The sequence below is a fragment of the Vibrio sp. 10N.222.55.B11 genome, from assembly GCF_041473705.1.
Classification (GTDB): Bacteria; Pseudomonadota; Gammaproteobacteria; order Enterobacterales; family Vibrionaceae; genus Vibrio; species Vibrio crassostreae_C.
The window spans coordinates 140,630-156,896 of sequence record NZ_JBFRST010000004.1 but is presented as its reverse complement, the minus strand read 5'-3'; the positions used below and the strand labels follow the sequence as shown (position 1 = coordinate 156,896).

General features: G+C 42.3%; 19 protein-coding genes. 7 read left to right on the top strand and 12 right to left on the bottom strand.

Annotation, left to right across the window (positions count from 1 at the left end; genetic code table 11):
• Positions 1–30: 30 nt before the first annotated feature.
• From AB4503_RS01835 to AB4503_RS01820, 4 genes are all read right to left on the bottom strand, one after another.
• The gene (locus AB4503_RS01835; protein WP_029203028.1) at positions 31–213 is read right to left on the bottom strand and encodes a hypothetical protein; all 183 of its coding nucleotides are present in this window, start codon (positions 211–213) and stop codon (positions 31–33) included.
• Positions 214–256: 43 nt separating this feature from the next.
• Positions 257–520: a hypothetical protein gene (locus tag AB4503_RS01830; protein WP_372113481.1), complete on the bottom strand. Its 264-nt coding sequence runs from the start codon at positions 518–520 to the stop codon at positions 257–259.
• Positions 521–747: 227 nt separating this feature from the next.
• Positions 748–1,269 (bottom strand): YgjV family protein, encoded by a 522-nt coding sequence (locus AB4503_RS01825; protein WP_372113479.1) that lies wholly within the window; start codon positions 1,267–1,269, stop codon positions 748–750.
• A gap of 98 nt (positions 1,270–1,367) precedes the next feature.
• Positions 1,368–1,934 (bottom strand): Crp/Fnr family transcriptional regulator, encoded by a 567-nt coding sequence (locus AB4503_RS01820; RefSeq protein ID WP_102291320.1) that lies wholly within the window; start codon positions 1,932–1,934, stop codon positions 1,368–1,370.
• 1,455 nt (positions 1,935–3,389) lie between these two features.
• On the opposite strand from AB4503_RS01820, the gene AB4503_RS01815 reads away from it, so the two are divergent.
• The 5 genes from AB4503_RS01815 to AB4503_RS01795 all read left to right on the top strand — a co-directional run bounded on the left by AB4503_RS01815 (position 3,390) and on the right by AB4503_RS01795 (position 5,612).
• A complete protein-coding gene (locus tag AB4503_RS01815; RefSeq protein ID WP_048666285.1) occupies positions 3,390–3,806 on the top strand; it encodes a DUF2513 domain-containing protein in 417 nt (138 codons plus the stop codon).
• 107 nt (positions 3,807–3,913) lie between these two features.
• Positions 3,914–4,360, top strand: a complete 447-nt coding sequence (locus tag AB4503_RS01810) for a hypothetical protein (protein WP_372113476.1) — start codon at positions 3,914–3,916, stop codon at positions 4,358–4,360.
• A gap of 129 nt (positions 4,361–4,489) precedes the next feature.
• Positions 4,490–4,819, top strand: coding sequence for a hypothetical protein (locus AB4503_RS01805; RefSeq protein ID WP_048666283.1), 330 nt, complete (start codon positions 4,490–4,492; stop codon positions 4,817–4,819).
• A 159-nt stretch (positions 4,820–4,978) separates the two neighbouring features.
• Complete coding sequence (locus tag AB4503_RS01800; RefSeq protein ID WP_048666282.1) at positions 4,979–5,287, top strand: hypothetical protein; 309 nt, start codon at positions 4,979–4,981, stop codon at positions 5,285–5,287.
• Positions 5,277–5,612 (top strand): hypothetical protein, encoded by a 336-nt coding sequence (locus AB4503_RS01795; RefSeq protein ID WP_048666281.1) that lies wholly within the window; start codon positions 5,277–5,279, stop codon positions 5,610–5,612. The genes AB4503_RS01800 and AB4503_RS01795 overlap by 11 nt, the downstream gene beginning before the upstream one ends.
• 598 nt (positions 5,613–6,210) lie before the next feature.
• On the opposite strand, the gene AB4503_RS01790 is transcribed toward AB4503_RS01795, so the two are convergent.
• The 6 genes from AB4503_RS01790 to gap form a co-directional block, all read right to left on the bottom strand.
• Positions 6,211–8,097 (bottom strand): BCCT family transporter, encoded by a 1,887-nt coding sequence (locus AB4503_RS01790; protein ID WP_372113474.1) that lies wholly within the window; start codon positions 8,095–8,097, stop codon positions 6,211–6,213.
• A gap of 122 nt (positions 8,098–8,219) precedes the next feature.
• Entirely contained in the window at positions 8,220–8,573 is a 354-nt protein-coding gene (locus AB4503_RS01785) for a hypothetical protein (RefSeq protein WP_065584854.1), read from the bottom strand.
• A 276-nt stretch (positions 8,574–8,849) separates the two neighbouring features.
• Positions 8,850–9,803: a ChaN family lipoprotein gene (locus AB4503_RS01780; RefSeq protein WP_017067181.1), complete on the bottom strand. Its 954-nt coding sequence runs from the start codon at positions 9,801–9,803 to the stop codon at positions 8,850–8,852.
• A gap of 75 nt (positions 9,804–9,878) precedes the next feature.
• On the bottom strand, positions 9,879–10,694 hold the full coding sequence (gene rlmA, locus AB4503_RS01775; RefSeq protein WP_372113472.1) for a 23S rRNA (guanine(745)-N(1))-methyltransferase: 816 nt from the start codon (positions 10,692–10,694) through the stop codon (positions 9,879–9,881).
• A 111-nt stretch (positions 10,695–10,805) separates the two neighbouring features.
• Positions 10,806–11,690 carry a D-hexose-6-phosphate mutarotase gene (locus AB4503_RS01770; RefSeq protein WP_372113470.1) on the bottom strand — a complete coding sequence of 295 codons (885 nt, stop codon included), beginning with the start codon at positions 11,688–11,690 and terminating at the stop codon, positions 10,806–10,808.
• Positions 11,691–11,932: 242 nt separating this feature from the next.
• Positions 11,933–12,928, bottom strand: coding sequence for a type I glyceraldehyde-3-phosphate dehydrogenase (gene gap / locus AB4503_RS01765; protein WP_017059382.1), 996 nt, complete (start codon positions 12,926–12,928; stop codon positions 11,933–11,935).
• A gap of 319 nt (positions 12,929–13,247) precedes the next feature.
• Between gap and msrB the strand changes: the two genes are divergently transcribed.
• Positions 13,248–13,685 carry a peptide-methionine (R)-S-oxide reductase MsrB gene (gene msrB / locus AB4503_RS01760; protein ID WP_080967323.1) on the top strand — a complete coding sequence of 146 codons (438 nt, stop codon included), beginning with the start codon at positions 13,248–13,250 and terminating at the stop codon, positions 13,683–13,685.
• A 178-nt stretch (positions 13,686–13,863) separates the two neighbouring features.
• On the opposite strand, the gene AB4503_RS01755 is transcribed toward msrB, so the two are convergent.
• A complete protein-coding gene (locus AB4503_RS01755; protein ID WP_333919044.1) occupies positions 13,864–14,670 on the bottom strand; it encodes a DUF2989 domain-containing protein in 807 nt (268 codons plus the stop codon).
• 113 nt (positions 14,671–14,783) lie between these two features.
• On the opposite strand from AB4503_RS01755, the gene AB4503_RS01750 reads away from it, so the two are divergent.
• Positions 14,784–15,065 (top strand): YeaC family protein, encoded by a 282-nt coding sequence (locus AB4503_RS01750; RefSeq protein WP_010437067.1) that lies wholly within the window; start codon positions 14,784–14,786, stop codon positions 15,063–15,065.
• Between the two features lie 143 nt (positions 15,066–15,208).
• On the opposite strand, the gene ansA is transcribed toward AB4503_RS01750, so the two are convergent.
• Positions 15,209–16,225: an asparaginase gene (ansA, locus tag AB4503_RS01745; RefSeq protein WP_019823767.1), complete on the bottom strand. Its 1,017-nt coding sequence runs from the start codon at positions 16,223–16,225 to the stop codon at positions 15,209–15,211.
• Positions 16,226–16,267 lie beyond the last annotated feature (42 nt).

The following is a 16,267-nucleotide window of genomic DNA, read 5'->3' as shown; positions in this document are numbered from 1 at the left end:
CTTTCAGTAGCCCACCTTATAGTCAATAATTTAGGTGAAAAATTGGGGGTTTCTACGCTGTTTAAATGCGGATAGAATTTTATGTAATCCCTCAGCTTCTAGTAAATAAATGTTTATCTCTGTATCCATATCAGCTGCAGCAACGAAGTCATCGGGGAATGCAGGTGCAACATTGATCGACTCGATGCCCGTTGGCTTCACAGCGCTTAACATATGCTTTAACTTGCCTAGATGTTGAAGAGCATTTGGAAAATTGTCAATTTGTCAATGACTTTGTTTCACCAACGATAACATCATCATTTTCTAACGAAATGATGATGTTAGCTTTGTCTTTAGCTGTATTGATATCTTTTCTCAAATCCTCATCAACAGTCATGCCTAGTTGCTCTAGAATAGAACGAATCGCCTCCTCAAGTTTCACACCGAAATCTGCTTCTTCGATATCAACACCTGCTGATTGAAGTCCTTGAAGGTCATGACAGGCCAAAAGGTGATAGTTTTCGATGAGTCGATCGTTCAATCTGATGAGTTCGCTCTTAAGCGCTTAAGACAATCAACTTATTTTTTCTAATCAGATATAAATAATTTGGAGTAATTGCTCTAAGTTATTTATATCTGTACGACCTCACGTCGTACGCCCCAAATGATTTAGAGTTAGTAGTCATTTAGGTCATATTAATATGAATCGCTCCTGCTAAAAATGCTCCGTTTTCATGATGCTTGTCACTTAAGTATTGCCTAATATATTTATATGGACTTGTTATGATTCAACATACTCAGATGTATCCCATAATAACGATAATAACCAATAATATTGCTGCCAATAAACAACAACTCCATCAGCACAGCGATAGGAGAACCTACAAGATAATTGTGTATTAGCCAGAGCAAAGTTCCGAAAATCATTAATTGACGTAAACGTTGATCACTTTGACAAAATGCAGCAGTGGTCTGAAATAGCGTTCCGCCAAAACTAAGCAAACTGATAAAGTCAACAAAGGTCACCACAGTGATCACTACCGCAGATGTTAAAAATAGGAGCATCAATTTTTTTGATGTAGTAAAAATGCTAGTGAAATAGCGAACACTCGCGAGTAACATTAAGCTTGCAGCGGTCCATTGTTCTAGTAGAGCAAAGTGGGTGCTAATCAGGATGCCTGATATACATAAGCAACAGACAATTTTTTGTCTTTGTTTAAATTGAAATGATATCAGATCGAATACAATGGCGATTGCTATCAATACTTGGGACCAAAGAAATGCCGACATGCTTCCCTCCTACAAAATTTATGATAAATATGGAGGTGGGATTATGCGTACATATCCCAAAGTAGGAATTAACTAAAGTTAATTCCTACTTCTTATATTTAGTTTTTAATTCTGGCTTTCAATCTCGATAGGCTGACAGGGCTGATACCGATATAGCTAGCTATCTGAATGTTATTAAGTTTGATTAACCAATTTGGCCAATACTGCAGTAAATGCTGGTACCTTTGCTCAGGGGTGTGGAGTAATAGCAGAGCCTCTTTTTGCTCTTTGAATATTAACTGTTGTTGTAACAGTGTGACTTTGGCTTGTAAGAACGAAGGCAATGTCAGTAAATTCAAGGGGATTCTTATCACTTCTGCTGTTGTAATTGCTTCAATTTGATATTGGGCAGACATTTCCTGTAACCAACTTGAATAGAGGAAACATAGTTCACCTTTAAAATAAAACTCTTTGCATCGCTCCTGACCATTCTCACCGTAATGACAAGCTCTAAGTATACCGGACATGATAAAATAACCATAGTCCTGCTGAGATCCCTGTGCGAGCAAAATATCTGATGGGTTCAGTGAGAGCAATCTAAACTGAGTTGACAGGGATTTAACCGCTTGAGGCGGAACACCCATATCAGAAAAATAATCAGTCACCTCTGTGAACTTGCCCAACATAAAACAGGTTCCATATTTGCTTTGTTTCGCCAAGACTAACACATTTAATCACTAGAAATATTTAAGATACTAATGATTATTGGTGTAATTCAGTGGTGAAGTGAAGATGGCGACTTGCTAAGACGTTTTCAATACAAAACCTTATCTAGAGATATACAAACTGAATTAATTTTCTAAATCGTTTATGTCCGTGCGACCTGAAGTCGTATGAAGCGTTGTTCACCACGACAAGAGTGAACCGTCTGTATCACCAGATGACCCTAGGTTCCTGAATAAAGCAGCGGAACCGACAATGTAACGAAACTCAGATCTTACGCTGAGTGGGAACGGAATCGTGAGAGGATGTTCCTCCTGAGAACCACAATTCGGGTGAGTGCTAGGGAGTCAATATGATGAATGTAATGTGAATCCATGTAAGGTGCGTTATACGATGAAGCAGCGGAAGTGGTTAATACGCTGTAGCCAAAATGGCAATGAGAGTCGGAAAGAGATTGGACATTACTCTTTCGTGATCAGCGTACTCTTCGCACTATAGTGGGCATCTAAGTTGACATTTTTACGCAACATACGGAACAGGGTAAGCCTGTATACCTCCCTATGGGAAAGCAACCTGTGAGGGTTGCCGATAGGTATGCAGGTAAAGGAGGCTAGAGAAAGCGAATGCCCCTTTGTAATGAAGGGGATACAGGTTTATATCTGGCGCGAAAGCGAGCTGACTTCTAGCTGGTCTCCCGTTGCGAGATAGCTTGAAGAACTTTATTAAAGAAGAAAAGCAAATGATGATTTCGAATGAAATTAGTGCGTCTTCTGACAACGAACCGTGGTTTCTTATTCACTGAGTGACCATTGGTCAGTTTTAAAGCTTTAAGTGTGTATCGCAAAGGTAATTTATTTACTGGGTGCTTAACGGTGCCTTTGTGGAGGCTTGAGCCGTATGCAGTGAAAGTTGCACGTACGGTTCTGAGGAGGGAGGCACCTGGCAACAGGTGCCGCCTATCCGACAAGGGTGTGCTTCGTACACTGTTAGAACGTTGTTAGAACGTCTTTGCCCCAAACCTTGTTAGATCAAATGCTCTACACATTTTTGAATACTAGCGTTTTCTCTACAAAACCTAATATCAAGTTCATGGCTGATTTACTTACCATCTTTACTTTATTTTCTGTATATCTACACAGTTTATTAAGTTTGAATATGGAAAGTGGCATGTTTTATTGAGTGTTTGGTCTCGATTTGTCGATAGCTGATTTTGTAAACCATTGTTTCTTAATAGGTTTGTGATTTTTGTGTCTTGGATAACACGCCGGCGCGTTTTTATGTGCGGATAGAGTACACATTTCGATGTATTTTCTTTAATTTTTAGTGACTTATGATAAGTTAATCGAAAGGCGGGCAGGTAGAAAACTGAGACTACCTGTTATTAAAAATGTTATGTGTATAAACGATAAGGAAAAAATATGAGGGTCGATTTCGAATATATAAAGGATTTCTTGGCACTTGTCCTCGATAATGAAGAGTTGGATTTTAATCTAAATCAAGAACAGTTTAAGCCGCTTCATGCTGATTTTGATGCAAAGATAAAAATGGTATTCCATTTGGAAATACTGGAAGATCAGGGGCTTATTGAAAGTGTCAGTAATAGAATTCAAGGATTGGGCTTTCAAAGGTCAGGTCGAAATGATGTTATATTGAGTTTCATCCCACTAAGATTGACAGCAACAGGACACCAGTTTGCTGCTGATTTAGTTAAACCCGGAGTGTTAGAAAAGCTCGTTGACAACTTTAAAGACGCCGGTCCAACAGAAGCTGTAAAAGTAGTCCTAGGGTTAGGTAAGAGTATTCTAGAGAAGAAACTGGCTCAATTGACTGAATAGAGGACCTTTTAAAGTAACTTAGAGGATCACTCATTGTGAGAATACACATACAAACGTTTAAGACAGATTCGCGGCGTTAGGCAATACAATGGAATTACGGAGTATGAATGGAGCCAAGTGAAAATAGTTTGGTTATGAATGACGAGAATGCATTCAAGGTACTTACCGAACTTGGGAATGAATATGTTAGAAGAGGTTTTACTAATTCATCTAATTTGGAAAACTTCTTCGTTTCCGGTGACTATATCTCAAAGAATAATAGCACCAAGGATTTAATAAAATACTATAAATCAAAAATTGAGCAAGGTAGCTACAGCGATTATGCTGTGTCACGAACACTACTTAATGGAATGGTTAGGTCGGGTTATTTGGAAAAAGAACCCGGAAAGTACTTCATTTCAGAACTTGGATACAACTGCTATGTTAACCAGAACAACAAATCAGGGTGTAGCTCGTTTTTATCTAAATCAAATCAATTCTTTCAAGAGCATCAGACTCTAATGTTTGTGTTAACAGTGATTGGAATTTGTATTGGTGTTGCCAGTCTTGGCTAACAATTTAAGAGTGATTCCCCACGCTTGGCACTTTTGCTTCTACTTCAAGTTTAGTGTTTATGGCACAATGCTTTAGGTCTGGGTAGAGGCGTTGTGTCTATGGGATATCATTGATTTAAAGGAAGATATATGAGTGGTTCAGCATTAGAGGGTCGAGTTAAAACTCTTGAAGAAGTAGCAGTGAAAATTTTTGAATTAATCCTCAACCTAGTAACAAGTTTAATCGTACTTGGTATTTGTTTGGCAATTCTCGCCGTTTGCTGGTTTTTTGGGATTACTTCCGACAATGCAGTCCTATACTTCAAGGAGTTGGCAAATACTCCTATTTGGCTAATGCTTCTCGCTGTAGTGGGCTTTTTCGGTATTAGCTACTGGTCGATCCTTAAGGCACTTTACAAGTTGTTGTGGAATTATTATTGGGGCAATGTAGTTTTAGGTTTTTTAAAGTCCCTGAAGTAATGAAAACTACACCATACAAGGCTTTTAAGTCGGATTCACAACACTTGGAATTTTGGGTTCTACTTCAAATTTAGTGTTTATGGGACAATGCATTAGGTGTGGGTGGTAGCGTTGTTCACCCCTTAATTGGGCGTAGATATATTCTTTGAGGAGGTCAGGTTGATACTTAAGACTAAGCAAAAGAAAAAAGAAAAAAAGAAGATCGTCAGAGTCGATTTGTATACTCGCATTAAAAAAGCTCTTGAGGACGATAAGTATACTTTTCGAACAATTGGAGGTGTGGCTAAAGCTGCTAATGTTTCTGAGGCTGAAGTAAAAAAGGCATTGCAAGAGCATAAAGAAGAAGTGGTTGAGCTATATCGCAAAGGAGTAAATGGCGAAAAATTAGTTACCACTAGAAAGCACTATCAAAAGAAAGCAACGTGGAAAGAGAAAATGATGGGAGCTGTGCTGAATCGTGTCTACTAATGTTGAAATTATAGGAATGTCAGTTTCGCTTTCTGTATTGCTGTGCTTTACAGGTTTCTTTGGTGGATTATTTCCTCTCATGAGTGATTTGATTACTAGGCAAAAGGTTGAACCAGAGAAGAAAATCGATCTCAATCTGGAGTTTTTTGCTATCAAACTATTTTTGATACCTTTTGGTGCATTGGTATTAACTGCTTTAGCCGTTGCCTTTGGCGCAGTTAGTAATTGGCTTGCCGCTTTATACTTGGGAGGCACTTTGCCTTTGCTGGTTGAAAAAGTCATTACCAACCAGAAAACTGTAGACAACCTAGCCCATCAGCAATAAATATACATAACTAATAAGTATTAAGCGTTGCGCAGCCAACGTCAAATCCCGACTGTGAACAAGCCCGAAGCCACTTTATTAAGTAAATTATTCGATGATGATCGAGGGGCATTGCGCCTTGAACTAGTCTATTCACGCATGGCACCAAGTTAGTGGTTTTCCATACCTGTAGTTATTCATAAATTGCTAATTTAGCAAAAACACTGACACAAAAATGTCCAGAAACGAGTTTCAGCGGATGGTCGAGTGTGTGTGATGGTCGCGGTTGTTTGATGCAGAGGAGTAGAGCACCGATTAGCAACAAAATGTCGAGAATTGCTTTGATTGACTTGATGGGATAGTTGAGAATTTTTGGATGATTTTCTCAGGTTTTGCTTAGAGAAAGGGCTTTTTGTTGAGAAAGCCATGAACTCATTGGTATTGCTGGCCTCTCTCATGATTCATAAAAACAAAAGTTAATTCTTGGAAATCTTGAACCACCCGAACCGCTAGTTAACGAAGACTAGTCAATCACCCGAATAAAAAAAAGGCTCACATTTCTGTGAGCCTTTGTCGTATTTAGGAGGGTCCAAATCAATGGACTGTGTCATGGCTAATGTTAAGCAAGCGGTAAGTCTGCAACCACCTGATTGAACGTGATACGAGCATTCTGAGCTTGCTCAGATAACTCGATCTTTTTCGCTTGTGCGGCACTAAGATTACTCTCGGCCTGCTCAAGTGCTTGTTGTAGGTTCTCTGGTAACTCGTGAGTTTCCATTTGTGAACCTTGTTCTAACACATAAGCGCGAATTTCTTTCTTCATTGCGGCAAGTTCTGTGTAAGCAACACGCTCAAGTTCTGCGGCTTCTTGTGCTGCATCTCTTTCTTTCTCAAACTGAGCCAACGCCATACCTTCAGCAGACCAAGGGTCCATGTCTGGCAGTTCTTCGATGTTGATCGTTGGCTCGATATACGCATCTTGATGGCGTAGGTCGAGGTTAGTCGCACGAACCGCTGAAATCATCAGCATCACAGAGATAGCAAGCAGTGGTAAGCCACCAACAATCGCCGCCGTTTGTAGCGTACTTAGACCGCCTAAGAACATTAGAATCGTTGGTAAGAACGACAGAGTAAATGCCCAGAACATACGGTTCCAGCGCATTGGCTCTTCGGTCACGTTATTTTGTACAACAGACGCTAGGATGTATGAGATAGAGTCAAATGTTGTTGCCGTGAAAATGATACACAGCATTGTAAATACAGCGATAACCAGCGTGCTCATTGGCAATTGTGCAAGCATCGAGAAGATAGCTTTGGTTGCGCCTTCCGCATTCAAAATGGCAACGACATCTAGCTCACCAGAAAGCTGCAGTGATAGGCCGTAGTTACCTAAGATCATGAAGAACAGGAAACAACCTAGAGAACCAAAGAAGATCGACCCTGACACCATTTGTTTGATGGTTCTGCCGCGAGAGATACGCGCAACAAACAGACCCATACTCGGTGCAAATACTAGCCACCATGCCCAGTAGAAAATCGTCCAGTCTTGTGGGAAGTGAGTGTTTTCGAATGTACCGTAACCACCAAATGGTTCAGCCCACGTTGCCATCACGAAGAAGTTAGACAGTAGACGACCAATTGAGTCTAAGCCTGTTTCTAACATGAAGATTGTTGGACCCGCGATCAGAACGAAAGCCAGTAGACCCATCGCACCCCAGAAGTTGATGTTACTTAGGATCTTGATGCCTTTTTCCAATCCAGCATAAGATGAGTAAGCAAAAATCGCAGTACACACTAAAAGCACCATCACTTGCGTTAGGTTATTTTTAGGTAGACCAAATAGGTGATTTAGACCTTCAGTGATCAGAGGAGCGGCTAAACCTAATGTTGTTGCAGCGCCGCCTAATAGACCGAAAATGAATAGGATATCAACGATCTTTCCTGGTACGCCTTTACTACGGTGTTCACCAAGAACAGGCATTAATGCGCTTGAAATCTTTAGAACAGGTTGTTTACGTACGTAGAAGAAGTAAGCGATAGGAATTGCCGGGATTAGGTAGATAGACCATGCGATTGGTCCCCAGTGGAATAGGCCGTAGGTCGCAGCCCAGCGTACTGCTTCTTCACTGCCAGGTTCTAGTTGGAAAGGCGGTGATTGGTAGTAGTAAGCCCACTCAATACAGCCCCAATACAAGATACTTGCACCGATACCGCCACAAAATAGCATGGCAGCCCATGATGCAGTTTTAAACTCAGGCTCTTCATCAGCTTCGCCCAGTTTAATTTGTCCCATATCACTGAATACTACGTACACCATAAATGCACAGGCTGCGAGACCTAGAGCAAGATACAGGAATCCGAGTTGATCAGTCATGAATGTTTTCGCAACCGCAATCCAGTCTGCGCCCTGTGCAGGGAACAAAATGAGCGGGAAAACTATCGTGAGTAGGAGTGCTATAGCACCAAAAAAGGTTGGCTTATCGATAAGCTCAAAAGTGTTTTTCACGAGTATTATTCCATTAAAATGAGAGCGGAATTATGGAATGAACTCGTTTTTTAGACCTAATCGGGTCTATTGTCGTAACGATAAATCGCTTTTATTCTAGAGAATGCGATAGGTTGGCAAGGCTAAATGAGTGCGAGAAGAATACCGCCTACGGTTGCCGCTGCGGACAGGTATTGCCCCGCTGAATAAGAACCATCATCTTCTTCTTCAATCTTATCTGGGTGATCCATACCCAAGGCACCATGAGCGAATGACTCAACTTTATCGGTAACTGTCGCGTTTTCTGCTTCGACTTTCTTCGCTTCTTTATCAATTTCTTTTAGGACAGATAAGAGTGCTTTGCCTTCATCAGAAAGCCTAACCGTATTTTGCTCAACCTTAAGCGGTGTCGGCTTTTCAGCTTCGTTAGCTGAACTCTTAGCGTTCATCTGCGAAGGCGAATACAGCTGAGTATTACTCGTTCCTACTGGCGTCATATAGCTCTCCTTACCTATCCTTAAATATAGTATCGGCAGAGGTGTGAAAAACTTGTGCAATTAATCATCGATAGTGATGTTTTTTTATTCGCACATTACATTTTCGTCTGCTTGGTTAAATCGTCTATTTACTAAGCAAGTCTTGTGCCGATAAGAATGTTTGATTTTAGATAGAGTTAGGATGAATGGCGGGAACGTGATCAAGTTGTGACGATGGGCTAATTATCTAGGATTAGCCCATCGACTCTTTAGCTTAGAAGAGTGGATCAACAGATCCTACTCACACTCTAGGCTAGCGCTACGTTTTGACAGATGCTTGTATGCCTTCATTCGGTTCTCTTTCTTTACAAAGCGAGCCGGCGGCGAAAGCACTTCAAGCTGATAATCACCGCTATCCGATGAGATCGCTTCAACCGGGCTGATGATGGCGATTTTTAAATCAGGGTTACGACGTAGAATTGATGCCGCCGTCCCTAAACCACCCTCGGTGTGGAACTTTCCAGCCACGTGAATCACTTGTTTATCAGGGTTTGATGCTAGGTAATCCACAATCGACTCAGCCATGGTTTCGTCCCAGGTAACCTGAGCGGCAAACTGCTTTTCTGTTTGCTCTGGCGTACCGTGATGCATAGAAGCCATGAACTTTTCTTTGTAAGGGCTATCGCCAGTATCCACTTCGGCAGCAATCCATTGGCGTTGCTCGGTCGATAATTGGTCTAGGTAAGGCAATCCTTTACGGCCAATACACTGCACGAATGGCTTTGGTGCATTTGCCGCAATAACATCGACGTCGTTGGCTTTTGCGAACTCAACTAACGCGCGGTAATCACTTTCGTAATTTGGCCAAGCTGCCGCTTGAGACATGAGAATTTGTTCGCCAATTTCGCCGTTTAAGTATTGGTCAAGTGTGGCTTGGTGCTCTCGAGTGAACTGTTCCATTGAAAGCGCAATGTTTGATGTTGAGTTGCGGCGCGCTTTTAAGAAGTCGGTTTGGAAGCGGTGAATGGCAGAATGCGTGTGCCATTCGCCAATTAGAACCACATCAGCGTCAATCAGCTGCTCGGGTAATGCATCGAGAGAAAGTGTTTCGCCTTGTGGAGAAGCGAACTGGTAGTCATAGAATGTGGAAACGGATTCCGTTTGAGCCACTTTTTGAGAAGTGTCTTTTGCAGGTTGACTAGCACAAGCCGTGAGAAGAGTAGCTAATCCGATAAGAATAATACGTTGCATGAAATGCCTCCTTGAAGAACACGCATACTAAAGGAGGCAAGATAAGATTTCAATGCAAACGATAATCAATATCAATTAAATTTGTTTGCGGTACACTCGCAGCATAAAGTCAGCTTCACAGTTGAATTGCTCTGCCTCGGTGAGTTGTAGTTTAAACTCTTCACTCGCCTTCCAAGCAAACGGCGTCATCTGTAGCAGGTCGAATGCATCTGACCCCGATAGTTCCATCATATAGTTTAGTTGCTCTTGATGCTCAAGCGTAAAACCTTCGATCACTTCTGGATCTTCGTCGTGCAAGCGAACGCCATCATAAATTGCATCACGCAGTTGATACAGGTGTCGGCTAGCTGGTGTCACGGTGATCACCACACCATTATCTTTGATGGTGCGTTGTAACTCTTCAGCCTTGCAAGGCGCGTAAATGCGTAGAATTCCGTCTAAGCTGTTTTCAGCAAAGGGTAGGCGATGGCTTGATGCAACTGAGAAGTCGACAGCAGGGTAGCGTTTAGCGGCGTATTTGATAGCAATCTTAGAAATGTCTAGGCCAAAAGTAGCCCCTTTCTTTTCTTGAAGATTCACAGCAATTTCGTTGGTGTAATAACCTTCGCCACAACCAATATCCAATAGGCTAGGCGTCTCTTCTGGTAGATAGCGAGAACACAACGTCACCACCGCTTGGCGCATTGAGTCATAGTGGTTACCTTCAAGGAAGCGACGACGTGCCTGCATCATCTCTTTGTTGTCACCTGGATCTTTTGAGCGTTTGTGGTGCGCAGGCATCAAATTGACGTAGCCTTCTTTCGCTAGGTCGAACTGATGGTTCTTTTCACACTTAAACGTACGATCGTTTTGAGATAAAGGTTGGTGACACAAAGGGCATTGGTAAGTCATGGAGACCTCTAAAGGAGAATAGACAGCGCAAGTGTAACGAGCTAAAACCAAAAAGTAAAAGAGCGACATAAAGCCGCTCAAAAATCGTTTTTTATAACTGTATTTATACGGTTATTGGGCACTAATCACAGTGATCAGTTGGTGGTTTTCACCCGGCCGGAGTGTTTTACCGGCTTCTAGGCTTGGCGCGTGCAGTGTTGATTCTACGCACATCATAGTTAGGTAACCATCGTCTTGCATGTCGCCCATACTTGCAGCGCCTTCTGCCCACGGGTTCCACAGTACTGCAGAGTTATGACCGTGGTTTTCAACTGTTAGCGTGCGATCCAGCTTCTTGTCAGCAACAAAAATTTGCGTTTCTGGTTGCGTGTAAACACGGTCAATCGTGTCGGTTAGTACCAGTTCATCACCGCCTTGGCAGATCTTGCTACCTTGCAGGCTATCGATGTACTCAGCGCCCATACCTGTGGTGGTGGTGTTATGAATGTCAGCAACGTTTAGGTAAGTGTGCAGCGCACCAGAGAAAGTCCATGGTTGTGAATCTGTGTTCTTCACGTCCAGGGTTACTTTTAGTTGCTCACCGATCTCAACATTCAAACGTGCATCGAACTGATGAGGCCATACTGCTAGCGTCTCTTCGCTTGGCTTCAGACCTAAGCTAACAATCACGCCAGCTTCGCTTTCACGGTGCTCAACCAATTGCCATTCACTTGAACGAGCAAAACCATGTGCAGGTGCTGCAATGCGACCAAACCAAGGCCAACATACTGGAATACCACCACGCAGAGCCGTTTTACCATCGAATTTAGCTTGTTGGCTCATCCAAATCAGGTCTTCTTGACCTTGCGGTTGGAATGACACCACGTGGCCGCCAAACAGTGAAATCGCTGCGTTTGCTTTATCGTGGATAACGCGAACCAGTTTTACACCTTCGTGTTCAACGATAGTGACGTTGTCAGAAAGTGCCGCCAATGCAGGTAGAGTAGATAAATCCATTACATGATCCTTCTAAGGAAATTGAATTCAAATGCTGACTAGAGTGATGCTTGTGTTTTCATAAGTAACAAGCAGAGCCAGTATTAGAATTGAATTTTGCATTTGGGCTATCTTGATGAGCTTAGATAGACGCGGTTTAAAAGATAGCAGGTATTAAAAAGGCGACACTAAGGTCGCCTTTTTCAAAGTCTGCTCAAAACAGTCTTCGCTAATGCTTATCTAAAGCTATTTCTAAAAAGAAATTACTTAGAGATGTGAGCGATTAGGTCTAGAACTTTGTTTGAGTAACCGATTTCGTTGTCGTACCAAGATACAACTTTAACGAATTTGTCAGTTAGAGCAACACCAGCTTTAGCATCGAATACTGAAGTTTGAACTTCACCGATGAAATCTTGTGATACTACTTGGTCTTCAGTGTAACCAAGAACGCCAGCCATTTCGCCTTCAGAAGCTTCTTTCATTGCAGCACAAATTTCTTCGTAAGATGCAGCTTCTTTTAGGTTAACTGTTAGGTCAACTACAGATACGTTAGCAGTTGGTACACGGAAAGCCATACCAGTTAGAAGGCCGTTTAGTTCTGGAAGAACAACGCCTACAGCTTTAGCAGCACCAGTTGAAGATGGGATGATGTTTTGAGAAGCACCACGGCCACCGCGCCAGTCTTTAGCAGAAGGGCCATCTACAGTTTTTTGAGTTGCTGTAGTAGCGTGAACTGTAGTCATAAGACCAGACTCAATGCCCCACTTATCGTTAAGTACTTTAGCGATAGGTGCAAGACAGTTAGTAGTACAAGAAGCGTTAGAAACGATGTCTTGACCAGCGTAAGATGCTTGGTTAACGCCCATTACGAACATTGGAGTTGCATCTTTAGAAGGACCAGTAAGAACTACTTTCTTAGCGCCAGCAGTGATGTGCTTACGTGCAGTCTCGTCAGTTAGGAAAAGACCAGTTGCTTCAGCAACTACGTCTACGTCGATAGCATCCCACTTAAGATCTTCTGGGTTACGCTCAGCTGTAACACGTACAGTTTTACCGTTAACGATTAGGTTACCGCCTTCAACTTCAACAGTACCGTTGAAACGGCCGTGAGTTGAGTCGTACTTAAGCATGTATGCCATGTACTCTACGTCGATTAGATCGTTAATACCTACTACTTCGATGTCTGCACGCTCTTGAGCTGCGCGGAATACGAAACGGCCGATACGGCCAAAACCGTTAATACCTACTTTGATAGTCATTGTAGTTGCTCCACAACTTAATTTCTGATTAAAGATAACTGGTAGTAAAATTACAGAATCCAGTATACATCTGCAATAGATAATCCGACTTAACTTGTTTAATGTCAAAAAAAAGCGACGCTTTTCTTAACAATTGGGTGTAAGTGGTTGAAAATTGACCATTGCAAGTGGCTCTGTACCCTTCCAGTTGGGTAAAATACCCCTAAATGATGATTCACTTATGAGTGTATATGTACAACGTTTCCTGGTGAGAAAGTATGTGCTACAAAACGACTGATATGCAAGCCTTTATAGAAAAAAGTAAATATAATAACTGAGAATGTGGAGAAATATTAACGTGATTCAAAAGGGAGGAAATATGATAAAGCCTGATGAATACTGGCGTGAGCGCCTAACAGACGACGAATTTGCAGTGTGTCGTGAACGTGGTACTGAAGCCCCATATAGCGGTAAGCTACTGCACAACCATAAGACTGGCGTCTATAGCTGCACATGCTGTGAAAGCCCTTTGTTTCTGTCGGATAACAAATACGACTCTGGGTGTGGTTGGCCAAGTTTTGATGCCCCAGTGAATGATGAAGCAGTACGCTATATAGAAGATCTAAGTCACGGAATGAAGCGTGTAGAGATCCGTTGTAACGCCTGTGATAGCCATTTAGGTCACGTTTTTCCTGATGGTCCGAAGACCACAGGTGAACGATTCTGTGTTAATTCGGTGTCGTTAATTTTCAACAAAAATGACGAAAGTACGAAATAACTTGTAACTATTGTCTAATCCTTACAGGTCGCATTTACCGATTTAGGAACGCTGAACGACCCAAGATTTCAGAATTAACTCTAGTACAAATAAAAACAGCTACCAGAAAGGTAGCTGTTTTTTTTGAAAGCGGGTGAATGAATCGGAAGCTTAGGTTAGAACACACTAAATGGTGCGCTCAGTAACTCGGGACGATTGAAGGACTGTAAACTCCATCCTCAATAGCTTCGACGATGTTGTCTGCGTCTTTATTTAGCTTCTTATAGGTTGCCTTGTCGAAACGGTACAGCACAGTTAGCTCTGCTTCAGAAGCAATCGGCACGTCAAAGTCTTTGGCAACCATCGCCCAAACGTACGCTTTTTCCATATGGCCAAGGCTATGGTTGATACTTGCCATCGACTTGAAGATTTCAGTGTTGGCTACTGAGCCATTAGAAAGCGTTAGCGCATTATTGAGTAACTTAAGTGTCTTTGCATGATCGCGGGTGGTGTAGAAGGTTGCCAAGGCATATTGCATCTCTGCTGTATTTAATGCTTCTTTTCCTTCTAGCTGTAGGAAACTGCGTCTGGCGTTGGTGTCCCCAGTTTGTGACCACAAGAAGTAAAGCGTTTCTGGTGTATCGGATTTCGATAGCTCGTAAACAATACGCTCAGACTCTTCGATGCTGTGCATTAAAGAAGTAAAGCGGCGCTCTTGCAGTTTAGATTGATCAATAGTCTCAATTTGTGCTGCAAGCTCTAAGCACTTTTTGTAGGCAGTGACTAATTCAAATTCTTTGATCTTGTTGATTTCGGAGGGCTGCTTCTGAACTTCAAATCGATGCCAGATAAGATCGGTACGTGCGACACGACATTGCCCATCGTTCATGTTCAATTGTTCACACTGAAGGCCCGGGTTGCTTTGGCACAGTTGATCGGTATTTTTGTTCCCTTCAAGACACCCAACCAGAGTGAAAGGCAATAGGCTAATCGCCAACCATTTCATAATTTTCATATTCCTTCACTTGTGATCAAATGCACTTATTATCGGTCAGGTTCTTGACTCAATTCTGTTACGGGTTATTTTCTGGTGAAAATTGTTAAAACTAAGGCTTTACCATGGATGCAGAACAACTTCTTAGCGCAATGACACCCGAGGTCTACGAACGTTTAACTTACGCAGTTGAAACGGGTAAATGGCCAGAAGGTACGGCGCTCTCAAAAGAGCAGCGCGACTCGTGTATGCAAGCGGTTATGTTATATCAATCTAAACATAACTCTGAAGCTCAACATATGACAATTGCAGCTGGTGGTGAAATTAGCTTTAAATCTAAGTCTGAACTAAAGAAACAGTTTAAGTCAGATCAAGAAGACATTGTTAGGGTTAACCCGAATCATTAAGCTTAAATTACAACAAAGGGGTGGCAATGTGCCACCCCTTTTAGTTTAACTCGTTTATTTATAAGCAATAAAACGATTTAGTTCACGTTAAGACGCCGTTGCTATCATCGAATAACTGGGTTTAACATGAATCTGTGAACTGGTTATAAACTCATCTCGCCACGCAACACTTGTTGCATTTGAGCCTTCACTTCTTCGTAGCCTAGGTTTTGGCTTAGTAGATAATGTAACTTCGCCAGTGCCGCTTCCGGTGTCATATCATAACCGCTGACAACGCCAGCTTCTGCCAGTGCACAACCTGTCGCGTAACCCCCCATATTCACTTTACCCGCTAAACACTGAGTAAGGTTCACCACGATAACACCACGCTCTGATGCGTCTTTAAGGTGTTGAAGCAGTTCTGGGTTTTGTGGTGCATTACCAACACCAAAAGTAAGCAGAATCATTGCGTTCACAGGCTGCAATAACGTGTTGCGAATCACTTCGTGTGAGATGCCAGGGTACATTGTGATTACGCCAATAGGTTGCGGAGTAATGTTATGAACCTTGAAAGCGCCTTCAGGTTGTTCGTTTACCTTTACGTTATTGCTAAGTTGGATATTGATACCCGCTTCTAGCAAAGGATTCAGGTTTGGAGAGGTAAACGCATTGAAGCCATCTGCGTGTGATTTTGTGCTGCGGTTACCACGCATCAACTTGTTGTTGAAGAACAGTGTCACTTCGTTGATAGGGTAGTTTGCTGCAATGTGCAGTGCATTCAGCAGGTTTGCTTGTCCGTCTGAACGAAGCTCTGCTAATGGGATCTGAGAGCCCGTAACAATCACAGGTTTGCCGAGGTTTTCAAGCATGAAAGACAGTGCAGAGGCGGTGTATGCCATAGTGTCTGTACCATGCAGGATAACGAAACCATCGTACTTATCGTAGTTCGCGCGAATGTCATCAGCGATGGTCTGCCAATCAAGTGGCGTCATATCTGAAGAGTCCATTAATGGAGAGTATTCGTGAATGGTGTACTCAGGCATCTCTGGGCGATGGAATTCAGGCATGCCAGCTAGCTGCTTATCCATGAAACCTGCGACAGGAACATAGCCGTGGTCAATAGACTTTTGCATGCCAATTGTGCCGCCGGTGTACGCGATATAGATGTGTTTTCTTTCCATGGCGATTAATACTTAGTGTGATATAGGGAACAGGGGGGCGAT